The organism is Pelomonas sp. Root405, assembly GCF_001425165.1.
Lineage (GTDB): Bacteria > Pseudomonadota > Gammaproteobacteria > Burkholderiales > Burkholderiaceae_C > Pelomonas.
On record NZ_LMDU01000014.1, the window covers coordinates 165,759 to 189,390 of the forward strand.

Consider the following 23,632-nt stretch of genomic DNA (forward strand, 5'->3'; position numbering starts at 1 on the left):
AGACGAAAGCCAACTTTATCGAAAAATGTCAAAGATTGACATCCGAATGTAGGGATCAGGAGACGGCTATTGGCCAAAACAAGTCAGCCGCTCACGCAACTACATCGCCATCCGCCACCAACCCAAACTGCATCGCCGCCAACTTCGCATACAGCCCGCCGCGCGTGATCAGTTCGTCATGCCGGCCAATGTCCACGATGCGCCCGGCATCCAGCACGACGATGCGGTCGGCCTTCTGGATGGTCGCCAGCCGGTGCGCGATGACCAGCGTGGTGCGGTGCTGCATCGCCGCTTCCAATGCCGCTTGAACGACGCGTTCGCTTTCGGCGTCCAGCGCGCTGGTCGCCTCGTCCAATAGCAGCAGCGGCGGGTTCTTCAGCATGGCTCGGGCGATGCTGATGCGCTGGCGCTGGCCGCCGGACAGGCGCACGCCGCGTTCGCCCAGGAAGCTGGCATAGCCCTCGGGCAGCGCACGGATGAAGTCGTCGGCGAAGGCGGCCTTGGCCGCGGCAATCACTTCCTCGTCGCTCGCCTCGGGCCGGCCGTAGCGGATGTTCTCCATCGCCGTGGTCGAGAAGATCACGCTGTCTTGCGGCACCAGGCCGATGTTGGCGCGCAGGTCGGCCAGGCTCAGCTCGCGGGTCGGTACGCCGTTCAGGCGGATCTCGCCGGCCTGCGGGTCATAGAAGCGCAGCAGCGTCTGGAACATCGTCGTCTTGCCGGCGCCGCTGGGGCCGACGAGGGCGACGGTTTCGCCGGCGGCGATGGTTAGCGCGATGCCGTCGAGTGCTGCCGTCAGCGGGCGGGACGGGTAGTGGAAGCGGATGTTGTCGAACTCGACGCGGCTGCCGCCCGAGGTGACCGTCAACTGGCGCGGCGTGGCCGGGTCGGCCACCGGTGAGCGCGCCTCCATCAGCTCGATGAGGCGCTCGGTGGCGCCGGCCGCGCGCAGCACGTCGCCCCAGACCTCGGCCAGCACGGCCACGCTGCTGACGAGCAGGGTCACATAGACGACGGTCTGGCCCAGGTGGCCGGCCGAGATGGTGCCGGCGATGACGGCCTGCGTGCCCTGGTACAGGCCCCACAGCATGGCGCCGAACACGGCCGTGATGATGAAGGCCACCATGAAGCTGCGCACCAGCGTGCGCTTGCGCGCGGTGTCGAAGGCGGCCTCGCTGGCGGCCGAGAAGCGCCGCGCCTCGGCGCCTTCCTGCGTGTAGCTCTGCACGATGGTGACGGCGTTCAGCACTTCGGCGGCGATGGCCGAGGTGTCGGCCACGCGGTCCTGGCTGGCGCGCGACAGCTTGCGCACGCGGCGGCCGAAGTAGAGCGCGGGTGCGACGACCAGCACCAGGATGCCCAGTACCTGGCCCATCACATAGGGGTTGGTGACGACGAGCATGATCAGCGCGCCGATGCCCATGACGACGTTGCGCAGGCCCATCGACAGGCTGGAGCCGACGACCGTCTGAACAACGGTGGTGTCGGTGGTGATGCGGCTCAGCACCTCGCCGGTCTGCGTGGTCTCGAAGAATTCGGGGCTCTGGCGCAGCACATGGGTGTAGACGGCGTTGCGCAGGTCGGCGGTGACGCGCTCGCCCAGCCAGGTCACCATGTAGAAGCGCGAGGCCGAGAACAGGCCGAGTGCTGCGCCCACGGCAAACATCGCCAGGAAATGCTCGCGCAGCGCCATCAGCTTCTCGCCCGGGTTGCTGGCCTCGAAGCCGGCGTCGATCAAGCCGCGCAGCGCCAGCGGGAAGGCAAGCGTGGCGAGAGCGGCCAGCACCAGGAGCAGCAGGGCCAGGCCGATCTGCAGGCGGTAGGGGCGCAGGAAAGGCGCCAGGCCGCTCAGCGAGCGGGCCTGTTTGGAGGCGGGGCGGTCGGTGGTGGAACTCATGTCTTCTCGTTCAGCACGGCGCAGGTGCGGGCCAGCATGGCGTCGTCAAGGTCCTGGTGGCACAGCAGCTGCAGCACGTGCGTGCGCCAGCGCGCGCCGTGGTCGTCGTGGAAAGTGGGCACGCCGGGCCAGACGCGGTCCCAGCGGAACACCGCGCAGCCAGCCGCGCGCAGCGCCGCATACACAGGCTCGGGCTCATCGACCCACAGCGGCATCACATAAGGGGCGGCCTGGGCGGGCAGGGCGCCGAACAGCGGCCGGGCGCCGCGCAGCTGCAGCGTGCCCTGGTACAGCGCTTCGTAATGGGCGCGGCGGCGCGCGACGATGCGGGCGCGCGGCAGCGCGAAAAGGCGGCTCGTCAGCGCGGGCGGCGCCTGCTCGCTGCGGGCCAGGTCGCAGTCGGCCATCATCTCGGCCTCGTTCATCTCGCGCGGCGCGCCGGCGGCGCCTGGCGCGTGCGGTGCGCCGTTCTTCAGCCGGAAGAGGGCGCGCAGCGGCGCATTCAGCGCGCCCAAGCGGCCTTGCTCGCTGCTGCGCTCCAGCAGGTCGACCCAGGCCTTGAGCTGCTGCTTGGCACCGGCCGGCTGCAAGGCCTGGTCGGGCAAAGGCCGGGCCGACGCGAGCAGGCCGCCTTCGGACACCGGGAAGAACTTGGACACGCTGGCGGTTGCCAAGTCGCCCCAATGGCCCACGGTGCGCTCGCCGGCCTGGCCGAAGAAGCTGTGGGCGCAGTCCTCCACCAGGGCGATGCCGCGGGCGTCGCACCAGGCGCGCACGGCGGCGAGCGATCGGGGCAGGCCAAACAGCTGGGCAACGACGAGGGCACGCGTGTTGGGTGCGGGCGTGATCGCGTCGAGTGCGGGCAGGCCGTCGGGCCCGAGCGGATAGAACTGCACCGCCGCGCCGGCCGCGCGCAGCGGCGCGACCAGCGTGGGGCAGTGATAGCTCGGCGCCAGCACGCCGTCGCCGGCCTTGACGCCCAGCGCCTTCATCGCCGCGAACAGCGCCGCGCGGCCGCTGGTCAGCAGCCGCGTGTGGGGCAGGTCGTCGACGGCGGGCAGACCGCTGTCGTGCTCGCCCCTGCGGTTGTCCCAGCCAAAGGTCGGGCGCGTGGGTTGGCGTGTCATCGGGCCGGGATTAGAACCTGTCCCACGCCGGCGCCTGCGAGGTCATCGGACAAACTACGCCTCATGAAAATTCTTTCCCTGGCCCTGATCGCCGCCCTGCTGCCCGCCGCCGTCGCGGCGGAGACCCTGGTCTATTTCGGTACCGACACCGGCGGAGCGAGCAAAGGCATCTACGTCTCCACCCTCGACGAGGCCAGCGGCGCGCTCTCGCCGCCGCGGCTGGCTGCGGCCATCGGCAACCCCGGCTTCCTGGTGATGCACCCGAGCAAGCCCCTCGTCTACTCGGTCGCCGCCGGCAAGGCCGCCGATGGGGCCTGGAAGGAGGAGGTCGCCGCCTTCGCCGTGCAGCCGGACGGCAGCCTCGTGCTGATCAACACCCAGCCCGCGGGCGGCAGCGGCCCCTGCCACGTTGCCATCGACGCCAGCGGGCGCGTGCTGCTGCTGGCCAACTACAACGGCGGCAACGTCGCGTCCTATCCCGTCCAGGCAGACGGCAGCATCGGCCCGGCGGCCTCCACCGTCCCGCACGAGGGTGCCAGCGTCAACCCGCAGCGTCAGAAGGAGCCGCACCCTCACGGCATCTACCCCGACCCGTCGCAAAAGCGCGCCTATGTGCCTGACCTGGGCATCGACAAGGTGGTGATCTACCGGCTGGACACGGCCAGCGGCCGGCTCTCGCCCAATACGCCCGCCCACGCCACAACCGAGGCCGGCGGCGGTCCGCGCCATATGGCCTTCCACCCCAACGGGCGCTGGGCCTACGTCAACCTGGAACTCACGTCCCGCGTGGCCGCCTACCGCCTGGACGCCGCCACCGGCGCGCTGGAGAGCTTTCAGGTCCTGTCTAGCCTGCCTTCCGACGCGCGGGCCGACGGCAACAGCACGGCCGAGATCCTGGTCCACCCCAGCGGTCGCTTCCTCTATGTGTCCAACCGCGGCCACGACAGCATCGCGGTGTTCAGCATCAACCCGCAGGACGGCTCGCTGCGTTTCGTGGAGACGACGCCCACCGGCGGGCGCACGCCGCGCAGCTTCGGCATCGTGCCCGGCGGGCGCTGGCTGATTGCGGCCAACCAGAACGGCCACAACGTCAGGGTCTTCCGCATCGATGCCGAGCGCGGCACGCTGGCGGCGACCGGTAGCGAGGTGACGGTGGACCGGCCCAGCTACGTGCGCTTCTTGCGGCGCTGAACCCGGCAATTGTTCTACAGCATCGGCGGCCGGCCCGCATAGCCGGTCAGCTCCAGATAGCCCGCGCCCAAGGGCCGCTTGTCCAGGCCCGACAGCCGGGCCACGCCTTCCCAGTAGACGAGGCCGCTGCTGCCGCGGGCATCGATCTCCTGCGCGTCGAAGGCCGCGCTGAGCAGCATCTCCCCGGCGGGGCTCTTCAATGTCCATGCGACCGGCCAGCGCGTGCCGGTGGCCGGGCTGGTCCAGTAGCGCGTGGCGGTCATCTGGACTTCGGCGGGCGAGAAGCTGCGGTCGGGCTGGCCGGGCGTGCGCAGGCTGCCGCCGGCCCAGGCGCGGCTGCCGTTCTTGTGGCGCAGCTGGAAGAGCGTCAGCGCGCGGCCGTCGTGCAGGTTGATGCCCAGCCAGTCCCAGCCGACCGAGTCGCCCAGCACGCTGTTGCTCCATTCATGGTCCAGCCAGGCGCGGCCGGCCAGGCTGTGGCGCTGGCCGTCGAGCACGAGCGCGGCCTGGGTGAGCATCTGCGGGCGCGAGTAGTAATGGCTGAACTGGGCGGGGTCGGGGCCCTTGCGCGAGATGCCTGCGTCGCCCTGCAGCAGCGGCGCGTCGGGCGTGGCCAGCTCCAGCTCCAGCGTGAAGCCCGGGCCGCTGAAATCGGCGCGGTAGACGCCGCTACCGTCACCGACCTGGCGTTTCAAGGTCCAGTCACGCAGCTTGACGTCGCAGTCGCCGACGCGCGCATGCACGGCGCCCGGCAGGGTGCGCAGCAGGCGCTGCCCGTGGCGCTGCTTGCCGGCGCCGAGGTCGGACAGGGCCACATGGCCGAGCAGCAGCTGCCGCGCCGCCAGGCCGCTGGGGTGGTCGGCCGCGGCGGGGCCGGGCAGGGCAAAGAAGGTGAGCTGGTAGCCAAAGCGCGCGGGCGCGCCATCGCGGTCGCCGAGCAGGCCGGTCAGGTACCACCACTCGATGGCCTGGCCGGGGTGGGCGCCGAAGTCATGCGGAAAATTGAGTGCGGCGCGCACCTGCAGTGGCAGGGCGGCGAGCAGCAGCGCCCGGCGCTTCATGCGTCCTCCCGCACGGCGCGCACGGCGTCCTGGCCCAGCGCCCGCCGCCCCGCCAGCAGCGATGCGCCGACGGCGGCCACGAACGCCAGGCCCACCAGGGCGGCCAGACGCGCATAAGGCAGATGCATCTCCATGCTCCAGTGAAAGCTCTGCGGGTTGACGACATAGACCAGCACGACGCTCAGCCCCAAGCCCAGCGCCAGTCCGGCCAGCGCGCCGGCGCCGCCGGTCAGGCTGGCCTCGATGAGCAGCAGCCGCATCAGCTGGCGCCGCGACAGGCCGAGGTGACGCAACAGCCCGAACTCGCGCTTGCGCGCCAGTGCCTGGGCCGACTGGCTGGCGATGACACCGAACAGGCCGACCGCCAGCGCCACCGCCTGCAGCCAGAGGGTGATGGCAAAACTGCGGTCGAAGATCTGCAGCGACAGCGCGCGCAGTTCGCCCGCGGCGGCCATCTCGGCGTCGTCGCCGGCCAGCTTGCGCACGTCGGTGCGGGTGGCGTCCAGCGTCTGGCCGGGCGCCAGCCACAGCGCCACCTCGGTCACGGCCTCGTCGCCACTGGCGCGGCGGTAGTCGGGCAGGTCCATCCACAGCGCGGTGCTCTGGCGCGAGTAGTCGCGCCACACGCCGCGGACCTGCAGCTTCACGACGCGCCGGCTGTCCACCAGCTCGGCCGTGATGACATGGCCGGGCCGCAGGCCGTCGCGGTCGCGCGCGGCCTCGTTGACCCAGACGGGCAGCGCATCAGGCGCGGTGTCACCCTGCCAGCGCTCGATCAGGGGCAGGCTGCCGCTGCCCATGTCGCGCGCCGTCAGCGCCACCGCATCGGCGCCCGGCGCCAGGCGCAGGCGCGTGGTGCGCTGGGGCGCCGTGCGGTCGATGCCGGGCTGGCGCGGCAGCGCCCGCAGCAGGCCGGGCGACAGCGGCGCCGCCTGCCCGTCGGGCCCGCGCAGCGCGCTGCGCACATAGAGATCGGCGGGCAGCGCATGGTCGAGCCAGCGCATCAGCGACTCGCGGAAGCTGCCGATCATCACCGTCATCGCCACCGCCAGCGCGAGTGCCACCAGCACGCCGGCCAGCGACCGGCGCGCCTCGGTCGCCTGGTCGCGGCTGCGTTCACGCGCGAGCAGCAGCAGCGGGCTGGCGGGCCAGCGCGCCAGCAGCGCCGTCATGCCGCGCACGAGGGCCGGCACCAGCGCCAAGCCGCCCATCAGCAAACAGAACATGGACAGATAGGCGGCCACCGGCGTGTCGTTCCAGACGGGCGGCAGCCAGGCCAGCGCGGCGCCGAGCAGCAGCAGGCCGGCGCCGACCCAGGCCGGCAAGGTCCGCCCCGCCGGCAGGCCCAGGCCCTTGAGCACCAGGGCCGGCGCGATGCGCCTGACCGTCAGCGCCGGCGCCAGCGCGGCCAGCTGCGCCGCGGCCAGGCCCAGTGCAGCGTAGGCGAGGGTGGGCAGCAGCAGCGGCTGGCCCAGCAGCAAATCGGCCGACGAATCGCGGGCGCCGTGCAGGCCGAGGTCGCTGCCCAGCAGCCTGAGCGCACCGGCGGCCAGGCCGACGCCCAGGGCCAGGCCGAGCGCCGTGCCGACCCCGCCGATCACCAGCCCCTCGGCCAGGATCAGCCGCCAGCGCATGCGCGCCGACACGCCGAGCACGCCCACCAGCGCCCATTGCGGCAGGCGCTGCGCCGTGGCCAGCGACAGTACCGCGTAGACCAGGAAGCTGCCGGTGAACAAGGCCATCAGCGCGAGCAGGCCGAGGTTGACGCGGTAGGCGCGCGTCAGGTCGGCCAGTCGCGCGCCCTCGTCGGGCGGCGGCGCGGCCTCCAAGCGCGCGGGCAGCGCGGCGGCCCAGGTGCGGGCGTCGACGCCGGGGTTGAGCTGAAGGTCGATGCGGTCCAGCGCGCCGAGGCGGCCGAACAGCAGTTGGGCATCGGCAATGTCCAGCACGCCCAGCGGCATGCTGCCGGCGGCGACGCGGCCGCCGATGGCAAGCTCGACATCCAGCGGCGCAGCGCCACCGGGCCGGGGCAGGCGCAAGGCCAGCCGGGTGGCGCCTGCAGGCAGCTGCGCGCGGGCGGCGGCGTTCAAGTGCACGGTGCGGTCGCCCAGCAGCGCGGCCGTGCCGCCGCCCTCGACCTGGGGCATCAGCTCGGGCGCCAGCGCCTTGCCGCTGGCCGCCGAGGCCAGCAGGGCGAGCGGGTCCAGCCCGATCAGCTGGATGGACCGCGACCGCCCGCCGGGCTGGCCGGGCCACAGCGCGATGGCCTCGACGACGGGGCTGGCGGCCGCAACTTCGGGGCGGTTCAGCAGCTCGACGAGGTCTGCATCGTTCAGTGGGCCGGTGCGGGCGCGCAGCACCAGGTCCGGCTGGCCGTTGACGCTGCGCGCGGCGCGGGCGAACTCGGTCAGCGCCGCGCCGTTGAGCAGATGCACGCCAAAGGCCAGCGCCACGCCGAGCATGACGGCGACCATGGCCAGCACCACACGGCCGGGTTGGTCGCGCCAGGCGGGCCAGGTGAGGTGGGGCCAGAGGGTCATGGGGTGGGCGTTTGTCGCTGCGTTGGCTTAGCGCGCGAGGCCCAGCCGGGACGTCGCCCCGGCGGGCGACCTACTTTCTGAGCGACCAGAAAGTAGGCAAAGAGTCGCCCCCGATCCGCCCGCCCCGCTGCGCGGGGTTCCCGGCGGTACTCAGGTCTTGAGGCCTCGCGCAGAACTCGCTTCGCTACGCGCCGCTCAGACAGCTGCGCGAAGTCAGAGCTTGAAGTGCGCTGCGCGCACGGCCTCAAGACCTTCTGTTCCTCGGCGGGCTCAAAGGGGGTGTNCTACGCGCCGCTCAGACAGCTGCGCGAAGTCAGAGCTTGAAGTGCGCTGCGCGCACGGCCTCAAGACCTTCTGTTCCTCGGCGGGCTCAAAGGGGGTGTGAAGGAACAGCCGGCGCCAGCCGGCTTTCGGGCTTGGCTGTTCGCTGTTCGGCTGTTGAAAGGGGCCTCCCCTTCTAAACCGCCGAGAAGCGCAGAAACCCGAGGCGCGTGCGAAGCACGCTTCGACATCTGACTTCGCGCGGTTGTTTGAACGCAGCGTAGCGAAGTGAGTTCCGCGCGAGCCTCGGGTTTCGAGCATCGCAGGGGACCCCGCAGGGGCGGTTTTGCAGGGGAGAGCTTTTTGCCTACTTTTTGGCGGCGCAAAAAGTAGCCTCGGGTTTCGAGCATCGCAGGGGACCCCGCAGGGGCGGTTTTGCAGGGGAGAGCTTTTTGCCTACTTTTTGGCGGCGCAAAAAGTAGGTCGCCCGCCGGGGCGAAATCCCGGCTGGGCCTTGCCGCATACCAGCTCTTGCACAGCCAACCGAACGAAGACGTCATGCCCCGCGCAACCCCGTCGCATCCAAGCGCAACCGCCGATCCGCCGCCTCCGCCGCCCTCTCCGAATGCGTCACCAGCAAGCACGCCGCCCCCGCCTCATGCGTGCATTGCCGCAACAACGCCAGCACCTCCGCCGCATGCCGCGCGTCCAGATTGCCGGTCGGCTCGTCCGCCAGCACCAGCTGCGGCCGGTGCACCAGCGCCCGCGCAATCGCCACCCGCTGCAACTGCCCACCCGACAACTGCCTCGGCATGCGCGCCGCCAATTCGGCGAGGTTGACCGCTGCCAGCATCTGCGCGACCCGTTCATCGTCTCGCTGGCCCAGCAGCCGCAAGGGCAGGGCCACGTTGTCGGCCACGCTCAAATGCGGCAGAAGATGGAAAGCCTGGAAGACAAAACCCAGCGAGCGCCGGCGCAGCGCCGAGCGGGCCTCGTCATCGAGCGCGCGCAAGTCCTGGCCGGCCAGCGTGATGCTGCCGGCGTCGGCCTCGTCCAGCCCGGCCAGGCAGTTCAGCAACGTCGACTTGCCGCTGCCCGACTCGCCAAGCAGCGCAACGATCTCGCCGGGCGCGAGGTCGATGTCCACGCCGTTGAAGACGGCCACATCGCCATAGGACTTGCACAGGCTGCGCGCGCTGAGCACGCTCATGGGGAACTCTCCGGGTCGGTGCGGGCCGCCGAGGCGCGCCCCTTGGGTGGGGCAAGTTTCACGCCGCGCCGGGCCAGCGCTTCGCGCAGCAGCAGCTCCGCCTGAGCGTTGGCGCTGCGCAGCTCCGTCGCAGCAAGGCGCTCGACTTCCGCCCACAACGCGGGGTCGACGCGCAGCGGGAAGGCTTTCTTGTCGGGGCTGGCCATGTGGCCGTGTACTCAGGTGTAAAGGGTGCCGGTGTTGACGACCGGCTGCGTTTCGCGGTCGGAACACAACACGACCAGCAGATTGCTGACCATGGCCGCGCGGCGCTCGTCGTCCAGGTTGACGATCTCGCGCTCGCTCAGGCCCTTCAGCGCGGCCTCCACCATGCCGACCGCGCCCTGCACGATCTTGGCCCGGGCGCCGACGATGGCCTCGGCCTGCTGGCGGCGCAGCATGACCTGCGCGATCTCCGGCGCGTACGCCAGGTGGCTGATCTTGGCGTCCAGCACGTCGACGCCGGCGTCGGCGAAGCGGGCCTGCAGCTCGGCGCGCAGCGCTTGCGCCACGGCGTCCTGGCCGCCGCGCAGCGTCACCTCGCCGTCGTCGACCTCGTCGGCATGGTCATAGGCGTAGCAGGCGGCCAGGTGGCGGATGGCCGCCTCGGCCTGTACGCGCACATAGCCTTCGTAGTCATCCACCTGAAACAGTGCCTGCGCCGTGTCGCGCACCCGCCAGACGACGACGCAGGCGATCTCGATGGGGTTGCCACGCTGGTCGTTGACCTTGAGCACTGGCGCGTTCAGGTTGCGGTCGCGCAGGGAGACGCGCTTCTTGATTGCCAGCGGGTTGGCCCAGCGCAGGCCGGCGCCGCGGTCGCTGCCGGTGTAGGCGCCGAACAGCGTCAGCGCGGCGGCCTGGTTGGGGTTGAGCATGTAGAGGCCGGCCATGATGAACAGACCCGCCAGCATGAGCGGGACGCCATAGAGCGGCAAGCCGCGGGTCAGGATGAAGACCCCCATGGCACCCGTGGCGATGCCGACGACGGCCATCAGGTAGCCATTGCCGGCGCGGGCCGGGGTCTCGGTCACGACGGTGCGCGAAGGGGAGTGGTTGACCATGGCTGAACCTGTCTCAAAAGTGAATCAAAGTGATATCACTTTAGCCGCGCTCGAAACGAGATGCAAGCAATATCAACCGAGCAATCTTTGCAGGCCGGCCAGCAGCTCGGCAATGGGCTGCGGGCCGTCGCAGGCGATGACGCGGCGCTGCGGCATGCTGCGCAGCCAGGTGATCTGGCGCTTGGCGAGCTGGCGGGTCGCAGCGATGCCGCGGTCGCGCAGGTCGTTGAAGTCGTTGCTGTCCAGTGCCTCCCAGGTCTGGCGGTAACCGACGCAGCGCATGGAGGGCAAGGCCAGACTCAGGTCGCCACGGGCGCGCAACGCCTTGACCTCATCGACAAGGCCCTGGGCCAGCATGACGTCAAAGCGTTGGGCCAAGCGCTCGTGCAGCCAAGCGCGGTCGTTCGGTTCCAGCGAGAACAGCGGCCAGTCCACGCCTTCGTCGCGCGACGCCGCATGCAGCGCGCTCAGCGGCTGGCCGGTCAGGCGGATGACTTCGAGCGCACGCTGGATGCGCTGGCTGTCGTTGGGCGCCAGGCGTGCGCCGGTCTCGGGGTCAAGGCTTGCCAGCTGTACATGCATGGCCGGCCAACCGACCTGAGCGGCCTCGGCGTCGATGGCCGCGCGCAGTTCGGCATCGGCCTGCGGCAGCGTCGACAGGCCATCGAACAGCGCCTTGAAATACAGCATCGTGCCGCCGACCAGCAGCGGCAGCTTGCCGCGCGCGCTGATGTCGGCGGCAAGCCGCCTGGCATCGCGCACGAACTCGGCGGCCGAGTAGCTCTCAAGCGGGTCGAGGATGTCGATCAAATGGTGCGGCGCCGCGGCCTGCTCGGCTGCCGTGGGCTTGGCCGTGCCGATGTCCATACCCCGATACACCAGCGCCGAGTCGACGCTGATGATCTCGACCGGCAGCACTTCGGCGATGGCCAGCGCTGCCGCCGTCTTGCCGCAGCCGGTCGGGCCGGCCAGGCAGATCGGTGTGTTCAGAATTTCTCCCATGGCGCCAGGTATCGCCACTGCCCCACGGGCAGATGGCCGAGCGGAATCCGGCCGATGCGCACGCGCTTCAGGCCGACGACCTTCAGCCCGACCAGCTCGCACATGCGGCGGATCTGGCGCTTCTTGCCCTCGCGCAGCACGAAGCGCAGCTGGTGCTCGTTCTGCCAGCTGACCTTGGCGGGCTTGAGTGCTTCGCCGTCCAGTTCCAGGCCGTGGTTGAGCAGCGCCAGCTTATTGTTCGACAGCGCCGAATTGGGCAGCGTGCCTTCAGGCACCGGCTCGGCCCCGGGCAGGCCGACGTATTCGACGCGCACGAGGTATTCCTTCTCCACGTCGGAGTCGTCGCCGATCAGCACGCGGGCGATGCGGCCGTCCTGCGTCAGCACCAGCAGGCCGGTGGAGTCGATGTCGAGCCGGCCGGCGGGCGCCAGGTTGCGGTGGTGGCCGGCGTTGGGCTTGATGCCGGAAGCGTCTTCCGACCAGCGGTTCTCGGGCTGGAACAGCACGGCCGCCGGTTCATAGCCGTCCTCCGCCTGGCCGGAGACGTAGCCGATGGGTTTGTGCAGCAGCACCGTGACGAGCGCGGCCTGCTGCTGGCGGGCGGCGGGGTCGATGGTGATTTCGACGTCGGGACCGACGCGCTGGCCCAGCACGGCCACCTTGCCGTTGACGCGTACCCAGCCAGCGGCGATCCATTCGTCGGCCTCGCGGCGCGACGCGAGCTTCAGTTCGCCCATGCGCTTGGACAGGCGCTCGCCGTCCTCGGCAGCGACTTCGCGCGCCGGGTTGTGGCGTTGCTGAGGGCGGCTCGGGGGCTCGAAGTTGGGGCCGCGGTTGGCCACGCGGCGCTGGTCGACGCGCGGCGGGCGGTCGTCGCGCGGGCGGTCGGCAGGCCGCTCGTCACGATGCTCGTTGCGGCGCACCGGCTCGCCACGTTGCGCGCGTTGCGGCGGGCCGTCCGGGTTGTAGCCGCCGGGCCGGGGACCGGGGCGGCCCTGGCGCTCATCGCGTGGCCGGTCGGGGCGCTCGTCGCGGCGGAAGGGCTCGCTGCGTTGCTGCGGCGGGCGGTCGGGCTTGAAGCCGCCGGGCTTGGGCGGCCGGGCAGGGCGCTCGTCGCGTGCCGGGCGCTCGCTGCGCTGGGCCTGCGCCTTCTGGAACTGCTCCTCGCGCTCGGCCCGCTCGGCCTGCGCCTTGGCCAGCGAGGGGCGAGGTTTGGAGACACCCTTGCCGCGCACGGGGGCGCGCTTTTCGCCATCGGCGTTGCGAGTCTTGGCGGCGGGTTTTTTGTTCTTGAGTGTGAGCGTGGCCATGTCAGCGTCCGCGTAGGAAAAGAGCGTCCAGCTCGCGCATGTCGAGCTGGCGCCAGGTGGGGCGGCCGTGGTTGCACTGGTCGGCGCGTTCGGTGGCCTCCATGTCGCGCAGCAGCGCGTTCATTTCGTCCAGCGTCAATTGCCGGTTGGCGCGCACGGCGCCGTGGCAGGCCATGGTGGCGAGGATCTCGTGCTGGGCGCGCTCCAGCACCGAGCTGGCGTCGAACTGCGCCATTTCGGCCAGCAGCTCGCGGGTCAGCGCGACGAGGTCGGTCGCCGCCAGCAGGGCCGGGCGCGAACGCACGGCCAGCGTGCGGGTGGACAGCGGCGCCACGTCCAGCCCGAGCGTGGCGAGCGTGTCGGCATGCTGCTCGGCCGCGGCGACTTCCTCGGCCGTGGCGGCAAAGCTGACCGGGATCAGCAGCGGCTGGCTCTCGATCTGCGTCGCGCCGAGCTTGGCCTTCAGCCGCTCGTAGACGACGCGCTCGTGCGCCGCATGCATGTCGACGATGACCAGGCCCTGCTTGTTCTCGGCCAGGATGTAGACGCCCTGGATCTGCGCGATGGCCCGGCCCAGCGGCCAGTCCTGGTCGGGCAGCTTGAAGCTGGGCACGACAGTGATGGCGGGCGCGGCTGTGGGCGTCTCGCCGGGCGCCCACAGCGCTTCGTGCTGGACCAGCGACAGCCGCACCTGCTCGGCCGTCGGCGGCACCGGCGGGCTGAAGGGCTGGTAGCTGGGGCGCGGCTCGGCGACGTAGAGCGTGGCCGGCATCGTCGCCTCGAAGGCCAGCGGCGCCATCGCGGAATCGACCCCGGCGGCATCGGCGCGCGACTGCGCCAGCGCGTCGATGAAGGCACGGCGCACCGACTGGTGGATGGCGCGGCCATCGCGGAAGCGCACCTCGATCTTGGTCGGGTGCACGTTCACGTCGACCAGCTCAGGCGCGATCTCGATGAAGAGCACATAGCTGGGCTGGCGCTGGCCGTGCAGCACATCCTCGTAGGCCGAGCGGATGGCGTGGCTGATGAGCTTGTCGCGCACATGGCGGCCGTTGACCCAGACATATTGCTGGTCGGCCCGCGAGCGCGACGCCTCGGGCAGGCCGGCGCGGCCGGTCAGCGCCAGCGGGCCGAAGCTGAGCTCGAACGGCCGGCTCTCGGCGACGAAATCCGCGCCCAGCACGTCGCTGATGCGCTGCTCGCTGGAGGCCGCCCGCCATTGGTCGACAAGCTTGCCTTCGTGCCAGATCGCAAAGCCCACGTCGGGGCGGGCCAGCGCATGTCGGCGCACGGCCTCGACGCAATGGGCCGCCTCGGTGGCATCGGTCTTCAGGAATTTGCGGCGCGCCGGCGTGGCGAAGAACAGCTCGCGCACCTCGACGCTGGTGCCGCGCGAGCGCGCGGCGGCCGACAGCTCGCCGCTCCGGGCATCCAGCCGGTGGGCGTGTGCGGCGTCAGCCGTGCGGCTGGCGATGGACATCTCGGACACGGAAGCGATGGCCGCCAGCGCTTCGCCGCGAAAGCCCATCGTCGCGACCGATTCCAGCTCGTGGAGCGACGCGATCTTGCTGGTGGCGTGGCGCTTCAGGGCCAGCGGCAGCTGCGCGACGGGGATGCCGCAGCCGTCGTCCTCGACGACGATGCCCCGCACGCCGCCGGCCATCAGCTTGACGAGCACATTGCGCGCACCGGCATCCAGCGCGTTGTCCACCAGCTCGCGCACCACCGAAGCCGGCCGCTCGACGACCTCGCCGGCGGCGATCTGGCTGATCAACTCGTCGGGCAGTTCGCGGATGTCGCGGGAAGCGGGGACCTCGGGCAGGGGGGAATCCATCGCCGGGATTATCGTTTCCCCGGAGGCGTCACGAAGCCGCCGGGATAATGCCGCGCCATGGACCTGCTGACCTTCCTCATCGATTTCATCCTGCACGTCGACCAGCACCTGGCCGCCTTCGTCCAGAACTACGGCACCTGGGTTTACGCGCTGCTGTTTGCCATCGTCTTCGTCGAGACCGGCGTGGTCGTCATGCCCTTCCTGCCGGGTGATTCGCTGCTTTTCGTCGTCGGTGCCCTCTGCGGCGCGGGCCTGATGAACCTGCCGCTGGCCATGGGCGTCCTGATCGCCGCGGCCATCCTGGGCGACCAGACCAACTACCTCATCGGCCGCCACATTGGCCCGAAGGTCTTCCAGTGGGAGCAGTCGCGCTTTTTCAACAAGCGCGCCTTCGACGCCGCCCATGGGTTCTACGAGAAGCACGGCGGCATCACCATCATCCTGGCCCGCTTCATGCCGTTCGTGCGCACCTTCGCGCCTTTCGTGGCGGGCGTCGCCGAGATGAGCCGCACCAAGTTCACGCTCTACAACGTGGCCGGCGCGCTGATCTGGGTGGTGGGCCTGACGCTGGCGGGCTATCTCTTCGGCAACCTGCCCTGGGTGCAGACCCATCTGAGCAAGATCATCTGGGCCATGATCCTCATCCCCGGCCTCATCGTCATCGGCGGCGGCCTGAAGAGCCGGTTCAAGCGCCAGCCCGGCTGAGCATGAAGCGCTGGGCGGCCTTGTCCCTGCGGGGTCGCCTCTTCCTGCTGGCCCTGCTGCCGCTGCTGGCCTCGCTGGCCCTCATCGCCGTGGCCGTGCGCCACCAGGAGAGCGCGCTGGCCGCCCGCGAGCACGCGCTGGTGCGCGCCAGCTACATGGACGCGCGGCGCACGGAGCTGAAGCATTACGTCGACCTCGCCGTCAGCACCGTCAAGCCGTTGCTGGGCAACCCCGGCGGCCAGCAGCAGGCGCTGGCCATCCTGTCGTCACTGGACTACGGCCCCGACGGCTACTTCTTCGTCTACGACCTGGCCGGCCGGGTGCTGATGCATTCGCGCCAGCCGGAGCTGCTCGGCCAGAACCTGTGGGAGCTGCGCGATCCCAGGGGCCGCCCCACCATCCAGCAGCTGATCCACCAGGCCAAGGCGGGCGGCGGTTATGTGGAATACCTGTGGCAAAAGCCGTCGAGCCAGCTGCTCGCGCCCAAGCTGGGCTATGTCGTTGCGGTGCCGGAATGGGGCTGGATGCTGGGCACGGGGCTCTACCTGGACGGCATCGAGGCAACGATGGCCGAGCTGGCGCAGGGCGCGCGCCAGAACATCACCGCCACCATGCTGTGGGTGGGCGCCGTGGCCGTCTTCGGCGTGGCACTGATCAGCGCCGGCGCGCTGGCGCTCAACCTCAGCGAGCACCGCAGCGCCGAGGCCAAGCTGCGCGCCCTGGCCCGCGAGGTGGTGCAGAGCCAGGAGGACGAGCGCGCCCGCCTGGCCCGCGAGCTGCACGACGGCGTCAGCCAGGCGCTGGTGGCCACCAAGCTGTTGATCGAGTCGGCCCAGCAGGCACCCGCGGGTGCTGAGCGGCTGCAGGCGCTGGCCCTGCAGCGCCTCAACAGCACGCTGGCCGAGGTGCGCCACCTGTCCCACGCGCTGCGCCCGGCACTGCTCGACACGCTGGGCCTGCCGGCCGCGCTGCAGCATCTCGCCGGTGAGTTCGACGCGGCGGGTGGCACGCATTTCTCGGTGCTCATCGAAGGCGAGGAAACGGGTTTGTCCGAGGCCGTCAACACGGCGCTGTTCCGCATTGCCCAGGAGGCGCTGAACAACGCGGCACGCCATGCCCATGCGACGGCGGTGAGCGTGACTTTGCGCTTCGAGCGCAATGGCGGGCTGGCGCTCGAGATCCAGGATGACGGCCAGGGGTTCGACGCCGAGGCCGCCCAGGCGGTGGCCGATCGCGGCCTGGGCCTGCGCAGCATGCGCGAGCGCGCCGCGGCGCTGGGCGCGCGGCTGAGCCTGACGACGGCGCCCGGGGCGGGTTGCCGGCTGCTTGTGAAACTATCCGCGGCATGACAACGGCACCCGTCCGCATCCTGCTCGTCGACGACCACCCCATGGTGCGCGAGGGCCTGGTGGCGCGGCTGGCCGCCGTGCCCCGCTTCGAAGTCGTCGGCGAGGCCGGCGGGCGCGTCGACGCCCTGGACCAGCTCGCCCGCACGGCGCCCGACGTGGTGCTGATGGATGTGGGTCTGAAGGACGTCAACGGCATCGCGCTGGCCGCGGAGATGCTGGCCGCCCGGCCCGCCACGCGGCTGCTGATGTTCAGCATGTACGACAACCCCGAATACGTGCAGCGCGCGCTGACGGCCGGCGCTCGCGGCTATGTCCTCAAGGACGCCCCGGCCACCGAGATCGTGTCGGCCATCGACGCCGTCGCCGCGGGCGGCACTTTCCTGAGCGCGGCCGTGTCGGGCCGGCTGTTCCGCGGCCAGGCGCCCAAGCCCGTGCTGACGCCGCGCGAAAGCGAGATCCTGGGCAAGCTGGGGCAGGGCGCATCGAGCAAGCAGATCGCCCGCGACCTCGACCTGTCGGTGCGCACGGTGGAGGCACACCGGCAGAGCATCAAGCGCAAGCTCGACCTGGAGGGGCAGGCGGAGCTGATTCGGTACGCGGTGGAGCACGCCCGGCAGAACTAGCGGCGACGCTCTCTGCCGGGCGGTCCTCAGCGGCGCGGGCCGTGGTCGTCATGCCGGTCGTGCCAGCGGTTCTCCCGGCGCTCATGGCGCTCGTGGCGGTCATGGTGATCGCGGTGGTCGCGATCCCAGCCTCGGTTGTCCCAGCGGCGGTCGCGGTAGGACGTCTCGTAGACCACCTGCGGCGGTGCATAGCGGACGACGGGCGCGGGGCGGTAGTAGACGGGTGCCGGCTGGTGCACGTGATAGCGCGGCGCGTTGCCCACCACGATGCCGGTGGCCGGCAGGTTGATGCCGATGGACCAATGGGTTTCGGCTTGGGCGGCCGTGGCGCCCAGCAGGGCGGTGGTGGCGACGAGGCCGGCGGTCAGGGTGCGGAGCATGGTGAACCTCCTGGTGACGAGTGTTTGGCGATGCCTGAACAACGCCCCCTGGCCACTCAAGTTGACGGTGGTCGCGTCGCTGGACGTAAAGCTGTATGAGGCAAAGCTTCCGGGTTCACCCTTAGGTGTTGCCGCGTGCGTGATCCGAGTGGCTTGGCCGATGCCGCGGGCGCCGCGTTTGCCGAGACTGCCGCCACGGACATGCGCCCTTGTCGAGGCGCGCCGCATCGGAGACAAACCCATGAACCTGCGCCGCCACCTCCCGTGGGCGGGCGTTGCGATCCTTGGTGCCGCATCCCTCGCTACCGTGGCCCTGAGCCGCGGCGAGACGATCAGTGCGCTGTGGATCGTGGCCGCCGCGCTCTGCGTCTACCTGATCGCCTACCGCTACTACAGCCTCTTCATCGCGGGCAAGGTGCTGGGGCTGGACCCCCGGCGCCAGACGCCCGCCTGGAAGCACAACGACGGCCTGGACTACGTGCCCACCAACAAGCACGTGCTCTACGGCCACCACTTCGCGGCGATCGCCGGTGCCGGCCCGCTGGTGGGCCCGGTGCTGGCGGCGCAGATGGGTTATCTGCCTGGGCTGCTGTGGATCCTGGCGGGCGTGGTGTTTGCCGGCGCGGTGCAGGACTTCATCGTGCTGTTCATCTCCACGCGGCGTGATGGCCGGTCGCTGGGCGACCTCGTCAAGCAGGAGATGGGCACGGTGCCGGGGCTGATCGCGCTGTTCGGCGCTTTCATGATCATGATCATCATCCTGGCGGTGCTGGCACTGATCGTGGTGAAGGCGCTGGCCGATTCGCCGTGGGGCCTGTTCACCGTGGCGGCGACGATCCCCGTCGCGCTGTTCATGGGTGTCTACCTGCGCTTCCTGCGCCCGGGCCGCATCGGCGAGGTCTCGATCATCGGCTTTGCACTGCTGATGGCGGCCATCTTCGGCGGCCAGTGGGTCAGCGAGCACCCGGTGCTGGCACCCATCTTCACGTTGCAACCGACGACGCTGGTGTGGCTGCTGGTCGGCTACGGCTTCGTGGCGGCGTCCATCCCGGTGTGGCTGCTGCTGGCGCCGCGCGACTACCTCAGCACCTTCCTGAAGATCGGCACCATCATTGCGCTGGCCATCGGCATCGTCATCGTCGCGCCGCCGCTGAAGATGCCGGCCCTGACGCAGTTCGCCGCCGGCGGCGGGCCGGTCTGGGCGGGCAACCTGTTCCCCTTCCTCTTCATCACCATCGCTTGCGGTGCCGTGTCGGGCTTCCATGCGCTGATCTCGTCGGGCACGACCCCGAAGTTGCTGGAGAACGAGTCCCACGCCCGCTACATCGGCTACGGCGGCATGCTGGCCGAGAGCTTTGTCGCGGTGATGGCGCTGGTGGCGGCCTCGTGCATCGAGCCGGGCGTCTACTTCGCGATGAACAGCCCGGCGGCGTTGGTCGGCAAGGATGCGGCATCCGTCGCGCAGACGATCTCCACCTGGGGCTTTGTCATCACGCCCGAGCAGCTGACCCAGGCCGCGGCGGATGTGGGCGAGAAGACCATCCTCGCGCGTGCCGGCGGCGCGCCGACGCTGGCCGTGGGCATGGCCGAGATCCTGCACCAGGTGGTGGGTGGCAAGGCCATGATGGCCTTCTGGTACCACTTCGCCATCCTGTTCGAGGCGCTCTTCATCCTGACCGCCGTGGACGCCGGCACGCGCGCCGGGCGCTTCATGCTGCAGGACCTGCTGGGCAGCTTCGTGCCGTCGCTCAAGCGCACCGAGAGCTGGGTGGCCAACCTGATCGCCACCGGCCTGTGCGTGGCGGCCTGGGGCTATTTCCTCTACCAGGGCGTGGTCGACCCGCTCGGCGGCATCAACACGCTGTGGCCGTTGTTCGGCATCGCCAACCAGATGCTGGCCGCCGTCGCGCTTCTGCTCGGCACCGTCGTGCTGTTCAAGATGAAGAAGGACCGCTACGCCTGGGTGACGGCCGCGCCGGCCGCCTGGCTGCTGGTGTGCACGATGACGGCCGGCTGGCTGAAGATCTTCAGCAGCGACCCCAAGCTCGGCTTCCTGGCCCACGCCGACAAGTACGCTGCGGCCATCGCCGAAGGCACCGTGCTGGCGCCGGCCAAGTCGCTGGCCGCGATGGAGCGCGTCGTCTTCAACGACCGGCTGGATGCGGCGCTGTGCGCGCTCTTCATGGGCGTGGTCATCAGCGTGCTGATCTACAGCGTGAAAGCCATCGTGGCTGCGCGCCGCAGCCGCCACCCGACGGTGCATGAGACCGACTTTGTGCCGCTGCCGGCGGGCCAGCATGCTTGAACGCCGTGACCTGGTGCAGGCCGGACGCTACCTGGCGCAGGGCCTGCGCCTGATGGTGGGCGTGCCGGACTACGGCACCTACCTCGCCCACCACCAGGCCACGCACCCCGAGCGGCCGCCGATGAGCTACGAGGCGTTCTTCAAGGAAAGGCAGGCCGCGCGCTACAGCGCTCGCGTCGGCAAATGCTGCTGACATTCAGTCGATAAGCGCAGGGGCACTAGAGTCGCGTGTTTTGTGACTCTTGTCGGAGATCCCGATGACCCTGTCCCGTATCGCTGTGGCGCTGGCCTGGATGACCTCCGGCCTCGCTCTGGCGGCCGAACCGACGCTGATGCTGCGTCAGCCGGCCGCCTCCCACGACCACCTCGCTTTCGTCTACGCCGGCGACCTCTGGCTGGCAGACCGCGCCGGCGGCAACGCCCGCCGCCTGACCAGCCACGCGGCCAGCGAATTCGCGCCGCGCTTCTCGCCGGACGGCAGGCACATCGCCTTCTCGGCCAGCTATGACGGCAACACCGATGTCTACGTCATCGGCCTGGACGGCGGCGTGCCCAAGCGCCTGACCTGGCACCCAAGCGCCGACGTGGTCAGCGGCTGGAGCCCGGATGGCAAGCGCGTGCTGTTCGCGTCGCCACGCGAGGTGCTGAACAACCGCAGCAACCAGCTCTACGAGGTCAGCCCGGACGGCGGCTACGAGAAGCAGGTCATGAAGGCCGTGGCCTACGAGGGCGCATGGTCACCTGACGGCAAGCGGCTGGCGTACCGGCCCTACAACGCGGCCCATGCCGGCGCGAGCGGCTGGCGCCAGAGCCGGGGCGGCTCGACGCCGCCGGTCTGGATCATGGACATGGCCAGCCAGACCTGGGAGCAGATCCCTCACGTCAACGCCACCGATTCCGCGCCGGTGTGGGCGGGTGGTGAAGTGGTGTTCATCTCGGACCGCGCCGACGGCGCCGCCAACCTGTTCGCCTTCAACCCGGCCACCAAGGCGCTGCGCCAGCTGACGCGTGAAACGCAGTGGGACGTGCGCAGCGTGGACGCCATCGGCAGCACGCTGGTCTATGAGGCGGGCGGGCGCATCAAGCAGATCGAGTCGGGTGGCGGCGAACCTCGCGTGCTCGACATCCGCCTGTCCAGCATCGCCAACCAGGCACGCACCCAGTGGAAGGACGCTGGCAAGGCGCTGACGCAGGCGCGACTGTCCAGCACCGGCAAGCGTGTGGTGGTGAGCGCGCGTGGCGAGGTGTTCACCGTGCCGGTCAAGGACGGCAGCGTGCGCAACCTGACCGAGACGGCCGGCGTGCGCGAGAAGGATGCGCTTTGGAGCGCCGACGGCCAACGCGTGGCCTACATCTCTGACGCGCCCGGCATGCGCCATGAGCTGGTTCTGCAGGCCCAGAGCGGCTTGGGCGCCAAGGAGCGCATCGCCCTGCCCAAGGAGGGTTACTTCACGCTGGCGGAGTGGTCGCCGGACGGCAAGCAGCTGGTCCTGATGGACAACCACCTCAACCTCTACCGCCTGAGCGTGGCAGCCAGTCCGCAGCGTGGCCAGCTCGTCAAGATCGCCACCGATGTGCGCCGTGGCGCCGTCGACATTGCCTTCTCGCCCGACAGCCGCTGGCTGGCCTTCACGAGTTCGGGTGACAACTACTTCGGCCGCGTGTGGCTGCACGAGGTGGCCACCGGCCGCAACCATGCGGTGACCGACGGCCTGGCCCACGCCGGCACGCCGACGTTCTCGGCCAAGGGCGAGCACCTCTACTTCACCGCCTCGATCAACACCGGCCCCGCGGCCGTGGGCCTGGACCTGTCCACCCAGGAGCGCCCGCGCCGCGCCGGCCTCTACGCGCTGGTGCTGGCGGCCGATGGCAAGTCGCCGCTTGCGCCCAAGCCGGGGGACGAGGACGGCAAGAAGGACGACAAGGAGAAGAAGGACGAGGACGCCAAGAAAGACGTCGCAAAGAAGGACGACAAGAAGGACGAAGCCAAGAAGGACGACAAGCCCGCCAAGCCCGAGCCGGTCAAGCCGATCAAGGTCGACCTGGACGGCTTGGCCGACCGCGTCGTGGCGCTGCCGGTGGCCGAGCGCAACTACGACAACCTGGCCGTGGCGTCCGACGGGGCGCTGTTCTACCTGCAACGCCCGCAGCCCGGCGCCAGCAACGAGGCACCGACGGCGGAGCGCCGCGCGACGGCCGAGCTGTGGCGCTTCGACTTCGAGGAGCGCAAAGCCAAGATGCTGCGCACGAGCGTCGCCGAGTTCTCGCTCAGCGAAGACCGCAAGAAGCTGCTGCTGACGCTGGCCGCCGGCAAGCTGGAAGTTGGCGACGCCAACGAGAAGATCGAGGCCAAGGCACTGGACCTGGCCGGTCTGCGTGCCCGTGTCGATCCGCGCCTGGAGTGGAAGCAGATCTTCGACGAGACCTGGTGGATGCAGAAGGAGTTCTTCTACGACCCCGGCATGCATGGCCTTGACTGGCAGGCCGTCTACGACCGCTACCTGCCGCAGCTGGCCCATGTGCAGCGCCGCGAGGACCTCAACGACCTGCTGGTGCAGATGATTGGCGAGCTGCAGGTCGGCCACAACCGCATGGGCGGCGGCGACGTGCACCAGGAGACGCCCGTGGCCGTCGGGCTGCTGGGCGCCGACTTCACGGTCGAGCAGGGCCGCTACCGCATCGCCCGGCTGTACGCCGGCGACAGGCTCAACCCGCACCTGCGCTCGCCGCTGTCGGCGGCCGGCCTGCGCGTGAAAGAGGGCGACTTCATCCTGGCGGTCGGCGGCCATGAGGTGGACAGCAAGACCAACCTCTACGCATTGCTGGAGAACACCGTTGGCAAGCAGGTGGTGCTCAGCATCGCGCAGGACGCCGCGGGCAAGGGTCGCCGCGACATCGTCGTCGAGCCCATCGCCAACGAGAGCCTGCTGCGCCGCTGGGCCTGGATCGACGACAACCGGAGGAAGGTCGAGCAGAAGAGCGGCGGCAAGGTCGCCTATGTATACATGCCCGACACCGGCGGCCAGGGCTACGAGCACTTCAACCGCATGTTCTTCGCGCAGGTGGACAAGCAGGCGTTGATCGTCGATGACCGCAAGAACGGTGGCGGCCAGGCGGCCAACTACGTGACGGAACTGCTGGCGCGGCCCTACCTGGGCAGTTGGAAGGACCGCGACGGCCTGGTCTTCGACACGCCCGGCGGCGCCATCTACGGCCCCAAGGCCATGCTGATCGACCAGGACGCCGGCTCGGGCGGCGACTTCATGCCCTATGCCTTTAAGCGCGTCGGCTTGGGGCCGCTGATCGGCAAGCGCACCTGGGGCGGGCTGATCGGCATTTCGGTGAACCCGCCGCTGATCGACGGTGGCTTTCTGACCGTGCCCTTCTTCCGCTTCTACACGCCGGAAGGTGAGTGGCGCATCGAGAACGAAGGAGTCACGCCGGACATGGAGGTCGAACTCGACCCCGCCGCCGTCAATCGCGGGGAGGACACCCAGCTTGACGCGGCGATTGCCGACGTGCTCAAGCGGCTGCAGGTCTGGAAGCCCATCCAGCGCCGGACGGCGCCAGCAGCCGCAACGCTCGGCCGCTGATCACCTGAACGGCCGGCAGGGGCGGTGCCGCCCCTGTCGGCCCAGCCGGCCCAGGGCAAACGGCGTACCCGATTCGGGCTACGTTTTTTTGCGTGCGCACCCCCTAAAACGCTAAGAGAGACCGCGTTGCCCCACAAAATC

Annotated in this window: 18 protein-coding genes; 7 read left to right on the forward strand and 11 right to left on the reverse strand. The window is 70.1% G+C overall.

The genetic code is table 11. The annotated features are described in order from the left end of the window. Window positions 1-91 precede the first annotated feature (91 nt). Window positions 92-1,897 carry an ABC transporter transmembrane domain-containing protein gene (locus ASC81_RS18775; RefSeq protein WP_056270411.1) on the reverse strand — a complete coding sequence of 602 codons (1,806 nt, stop codon included), beginning with the start codon at window positions 1,895-1,897 and terminating at the stop codon, window positions 92-94. Next, window positions 1,894-3,024 (reverse strand): DegT/DnrJ/EryC1/StrS family aminotransferase, encoded by a 1,131-nt coding sequence (locus tag ASC81_RS18780; RefSeq protein ID WP_056270414.1) that lies wholly within the window; start codon window positions 3,022-3,024, stop codon window positions 1,894-1,896. The genes ASC81_RS18775 and ASC81_RS18780 overlap by 4 nt, the downstream gene beginning before the upstream one ends. Window positions 3,025-3,087: 63 nt before the next feature. On the opposite strand from ASC81_RS18780, the gene ASC81_RS18785 reads away from it, so the two are divergent. Further along, complete coding sequence (locus ASC81_RS18785) at window positions 3,088-4,215, forward strand: lactonase family protein (RefSeq protein WP_056270417.1); 1,128 nt, start codon at window positions 3,088-3,090, stop codon at window positions 4,213-4,215. Window positions 4,216-4,229: 14 nt separating this feature from the next. On the opposite strand, the gene ASC81_RS18790 is transcribed toward ASC81_RS18785, so the two are convergent. The 8 genes from ASC81_RS18790 to mutL form a co-directional block, all read right to left on the reverse strand. Further along, window positions 4,230-5,276: a lipocalin-like domain-containing protein gene (locus ASC81_RS18790; RefSeq protein ID WP_056270420.1), complete on the reverse strand. Its 1,047-nt coding sequence runs from the start codon at window positions 5,274-5,276 to the stop codon at window positions 4,230-4,232. Next, entirely contained in the window at window positions 5,273-7,816 is a 2,544-nt protein-coding gene (locus tag ASC81_RS18795) for an ABC transporter permease (protein ID WP_056270422.1), read from the reverse strand. Before ASC81_RS18795 ends, ASC81_RS18790 begins: the two co-directional genes overlap by 4 nt. Before the next feature lie 817 nt (window positions 7,817-8,633). Further along, window positions 8,634-9,287: an ABC transporter ATP-binding protein gene (locus tag ASC81_RS18800; RefSeq protein ID WP_056270424.1), complete on the reverse strand. Its 654-nt coding sequence runs from the start codon at window positions 9,285-9,287 to the stop codon at window positions 8,634-8,636. Then, window positions 9,284-9,493 (reverse strand): hypothetical protein, encoded by a 210-nt coding sequence (locus tag ASC81_RS18805; RefSeq protein WP_056270427.1) that lies wholly within the window; start codon window positions 9,491-9,493, stop codon window positions 9,284-9,286. Before ASC81_RS18805 ends, ASC81_RS18800 begins: the two co-directional genes overlap by 4 nt. A gap of 12 nt (window positions 9,494-9,505) precedes the next feature. Then, window positions 9,506-10,390 (reverse strand): SPFH domain-containing protein, encoded by an 885-nt coding sequence (locus ASC81_RS18810; protein ID WP_056270429.1) that lies wholly within the window; start codon window positions 10,388-10,390, stop codon window positions 9,506-9,508. A gap of 72 nt (window positions 10,391-10,462) precedes the next feature. Beyond that, window positions 10,463-11,392: a tRNA (adenosine(37)-N6)-dimethylallyltransferase MiaA gene (miaA, locus tag ASC81_RS18815; protein ID WP_056270432.1), complete on the reverse strand. Its 930-nt coding sequence runs from the start codon at window positions 11,390-11,392 to the stop codon at window positions 10,463-10,465. After that, a complete protein-coding gene (locus ASC81_RS18820; RefSeq protein ID WP_056270435.1) occupies window positions 11,377-12,702 on the reverse strand; it encodes a pseudouridine synthase in 1,326 nt (441 codons plus the stop codon). The genes miaA and ASC81_RS18820 overlap by 16 nt, the downstream gene beginning before the upstream one ends. A gap of 1 nt (window position 12,703) precedes the next feature. Beyond that, the gene (gene mutL / locus ASC81_RS18825; protein WP_056270438.1) at window positions 12,704-14,536 is read right to left on the reverse strand and encodes a DNA mismatch repair endonuclease MutL; all 1,833 of its coding nucleotides are present in this window, start codon (window positions 14,534-14,536) and stop codon (window positions 12,704-12,706) included. 57 nt (window positions 14,537-14,593) lie between these two features. Between mutL and ASC81_RS18830 the strand changes: the two genes are divergently transcribed. From ASC81_RS18830 to ASC81_RS18840, 3 genes are read left to right on the forward strand one after another with little or no spacing between them, the layout of a single operon-like run. Then, window positions 14,594-15,241 carry a DedA family protein gene (locus ASC81_RS18830; RefSeq protein ID WP_056270440.1) on the forward strand — a complete coding sequence of 216 codons (648 nt, stop codon included), beginning with the start codon at window positions 14,594-14,596 and terminating at the stop codon, window positions 15,239-15,241. 2 nt (window positions 15,242-15,243) lie between these two features. After that, window positions 15,244-16,590: a cache domain-containing protein gene (locus ASC81_RS18835; protein ID WP_082536644.1), complete on the forward strand. Its 1,347-nt coding sequence runs from the start codon at window positions 15,244-15,246 to the stop codon at window positions 16,588-16,590. Continuing rightward, window positions 16,587-17,213 (forward strand): response regulator transcription factor, encoded by a 627-nt coding sequence (locus ASC81_RS18840; protein ID WP_056270444.1) that lies wholly within the window; start codon window positions 16,587-16,589, stop codon window positions 17,211-17,213. Before ASC81_RS18835 ends, ASC81_RS18840 begins: the two co-directional genes overlap by 4 nt. 26 nt (window positions 17,214-17,239) lie before the next feature. On the opposite strand, the gene ASC81_RS18845 is transcribed toward ASC81_RS18840, so the two are convergent. After that, on the reverse strand, window positions 17,240-17,593 hold the full coding sequence (locus tag ASC81_RS18845) for a hypothetical protein (RefSeq protein ID WP_056270447.1): 354 nt from the start codon (window positions 17,591-17,593) through the stop codon (window positions 17,240-17,242). Window positions 17,594-17,834: 241 nt separating this feature from the next. On the opposite strand from ASC81_RS18845, the gene ASC81_RS18850 reads away from it, so the two are divergent. The 3 genes from ASC81_RS18850 to ASC81_RS18860 all read left to right on the forward strand — a co-directional run bounded on the left by ASC81_RS18850 (window position 17,835) and on the right by ASC81_RS18860 (window position 23,491). Beyond that, window positions 17,835-19,898, forward strand: a complete 2,064-nt coding sequence (locus ASC81_RS18850) for a carbon starvation CstA family protein (RefSeq protein WP_056270450.1) — start codon at window positions 17,835-17,837, stop codon at window positions 19,896-19,898. Beyond that, window positions 19,891-20,091, forward strand: a complete 201-nt coding sequence (locus tag ASC81_RS18855) for a YbdD/YjiX family protein (protein ID WP_056270453.1) — start codon at window positions 19,891-19,893, stop codon at window positions 20,089-20,091. The genes ASC81_RS18850 and ASC81_RS18855 overlap by 8 nt, the downstream gene beginning before the upstream one ends. A gap of 64 nt (window positions 20,092-20,155) precedes the next feature. Next, a complete protein-coding gene (locus ASC81_RS18860; protein WP_056270456.1) occupies window positions 20,156-23,491 on the forward strand; it encodes a S41 family peptidase in 3,336 nt (1,111 codons plus the stop codon). Window positions 23,492-23,632 lie beyond the last annotated feature (141 nt).

Excerpts from the sequence above, each read along its gene's own strand:
- ASC81_RS18775 (WP_056270411.1), bottom strand. The coding sequence starts at position 1,897 with ATGAGTTCCACCACCGACCGCCCCGCCTCCAAACAGGCCCGCTCGCTG.
- ASC81_RS18780 (WP_056270414.1), bottom strand. The coding sequence starts at position 3,024 with ATGACACGCCAACCCACGCGCCCGACCTTTGGCTGGGACAACCGCAGG.
- ASC81_RS18785 (WP_056270417.1), top strand. The coding sequence starts at position 3,088 with ATGAAAATTCTTTCCCTGGCCCTGATCGCCGCCCTGCTGCCCGCCGCC.
- ASC81_RS18790 (WP_056270420.1), bottom strand. The coding sequence starts at position 5,276 with ATGAAGCGCCGGGCGCTGCTGCTCGCCGCCCTGCCACTGCAGGTGCGC.
- ASC81_RS18795 (WP_056270422.1), bottom strand. The coding sequence starts at position 7,816 with ATGACCCTCTGGCCCCACCTCACCTGGCCCGCCTGGCGCGACCAACCC.
- ASC81_RS18800 (WP_056270424.1), bottom strand. The coding sequence starts at position 9,287 with ATGAGCGTGCTCAGCGCGCGCAGCCTGTGCAAGTCCTATGGCGATGTG.
- ASC81_RS18805 (WP_056270427.1), bottom strand. The coding sequence starts at position 9,493 with ATGGCCAGCCCCGACAAGAAAGCCTTCCCGCTGCGCGTCGACCCCGCG.
- ASC81_RS18810 (WP_056270429.1), bottom strand. The coding sequence starts at position 10,390 with ATGGTCAACCACTCCCCTTCGCGCACCGTCGTGACCGAGACCCCGGCC.
- miaA (WP_056270432.1), bottom strand. The coding sequence starts at position 11,392 with ATGGGAGAAATTCTGAACACACCGATCTGCCTGGCCGGCCCGACCGGC.
- ASC81_RS18820 (WP_056270435.1), bottom strand. The coding sequence starts at position 12,702 with ATGGCCACGCTCACACTCAAGAACAAAAAACCCGCCGCCAAGACTCGC.
- mutL (WP_056270438.1), bottom strand. The coding sequence starts at position 14,536 with ATGGATTCCCCCCTGCCCGAGGTCCCCGCTTCCCGCGACATCCGCGAA.
- ASC81_RS18830 (WP_056270440.1), top strand. The coding sequence starts at position 14,594 with ATGGACCTGCTGACCTTCCTCATCGATTTCATCCTGCACGTCGACCAG.
- ASC81_RS18835 (WP_082536644.1), top strand. The coding sequence starts at position 15,244 with ATGAAGCGCTGGGCGGCCTTGTCCCTGCGGGGTCGCCTCTTCCTGCTG.
- ASC81_RS18840 (WP_056270444.1), top strand. The coding sequence starts at position 16,587 with ATGACAACGGCACCCGTCCGCATCCTGCTCGTCGACGACCACCCCATG.
- ASC81_RS18845 (WP_056270447.1), bottom strand. The coding sequence starts at position 17,593 with ATGCTCCGCACCCTGACCGCCGGCCTCGTCGCCACCACCGCCCTGCTG.
- ASC81_RS18850 (WP_056270450.1), top strand. The coding sequence starts at position 17,835 with ATGAACCTGCGCCGCCACCTCCCGTGGGCGGGCGTTGCGATCCTTGGT.
- ASC81_RS18855 (WP_056270453.1), top strand. The coding sequence starts at position 19,891 with ATGCTTGAACGCCGTGACCTGGTGCAGGCCGGACGCTACCTGGCGCAG.
- ASC81_RS18860 (WP_056270456.1), top strand. The coding sequence starts at position 20,156 with ATGACCCTGTCCCGTATCGCTGTGGCGCTGGCCTGGATGACCTCCGGC.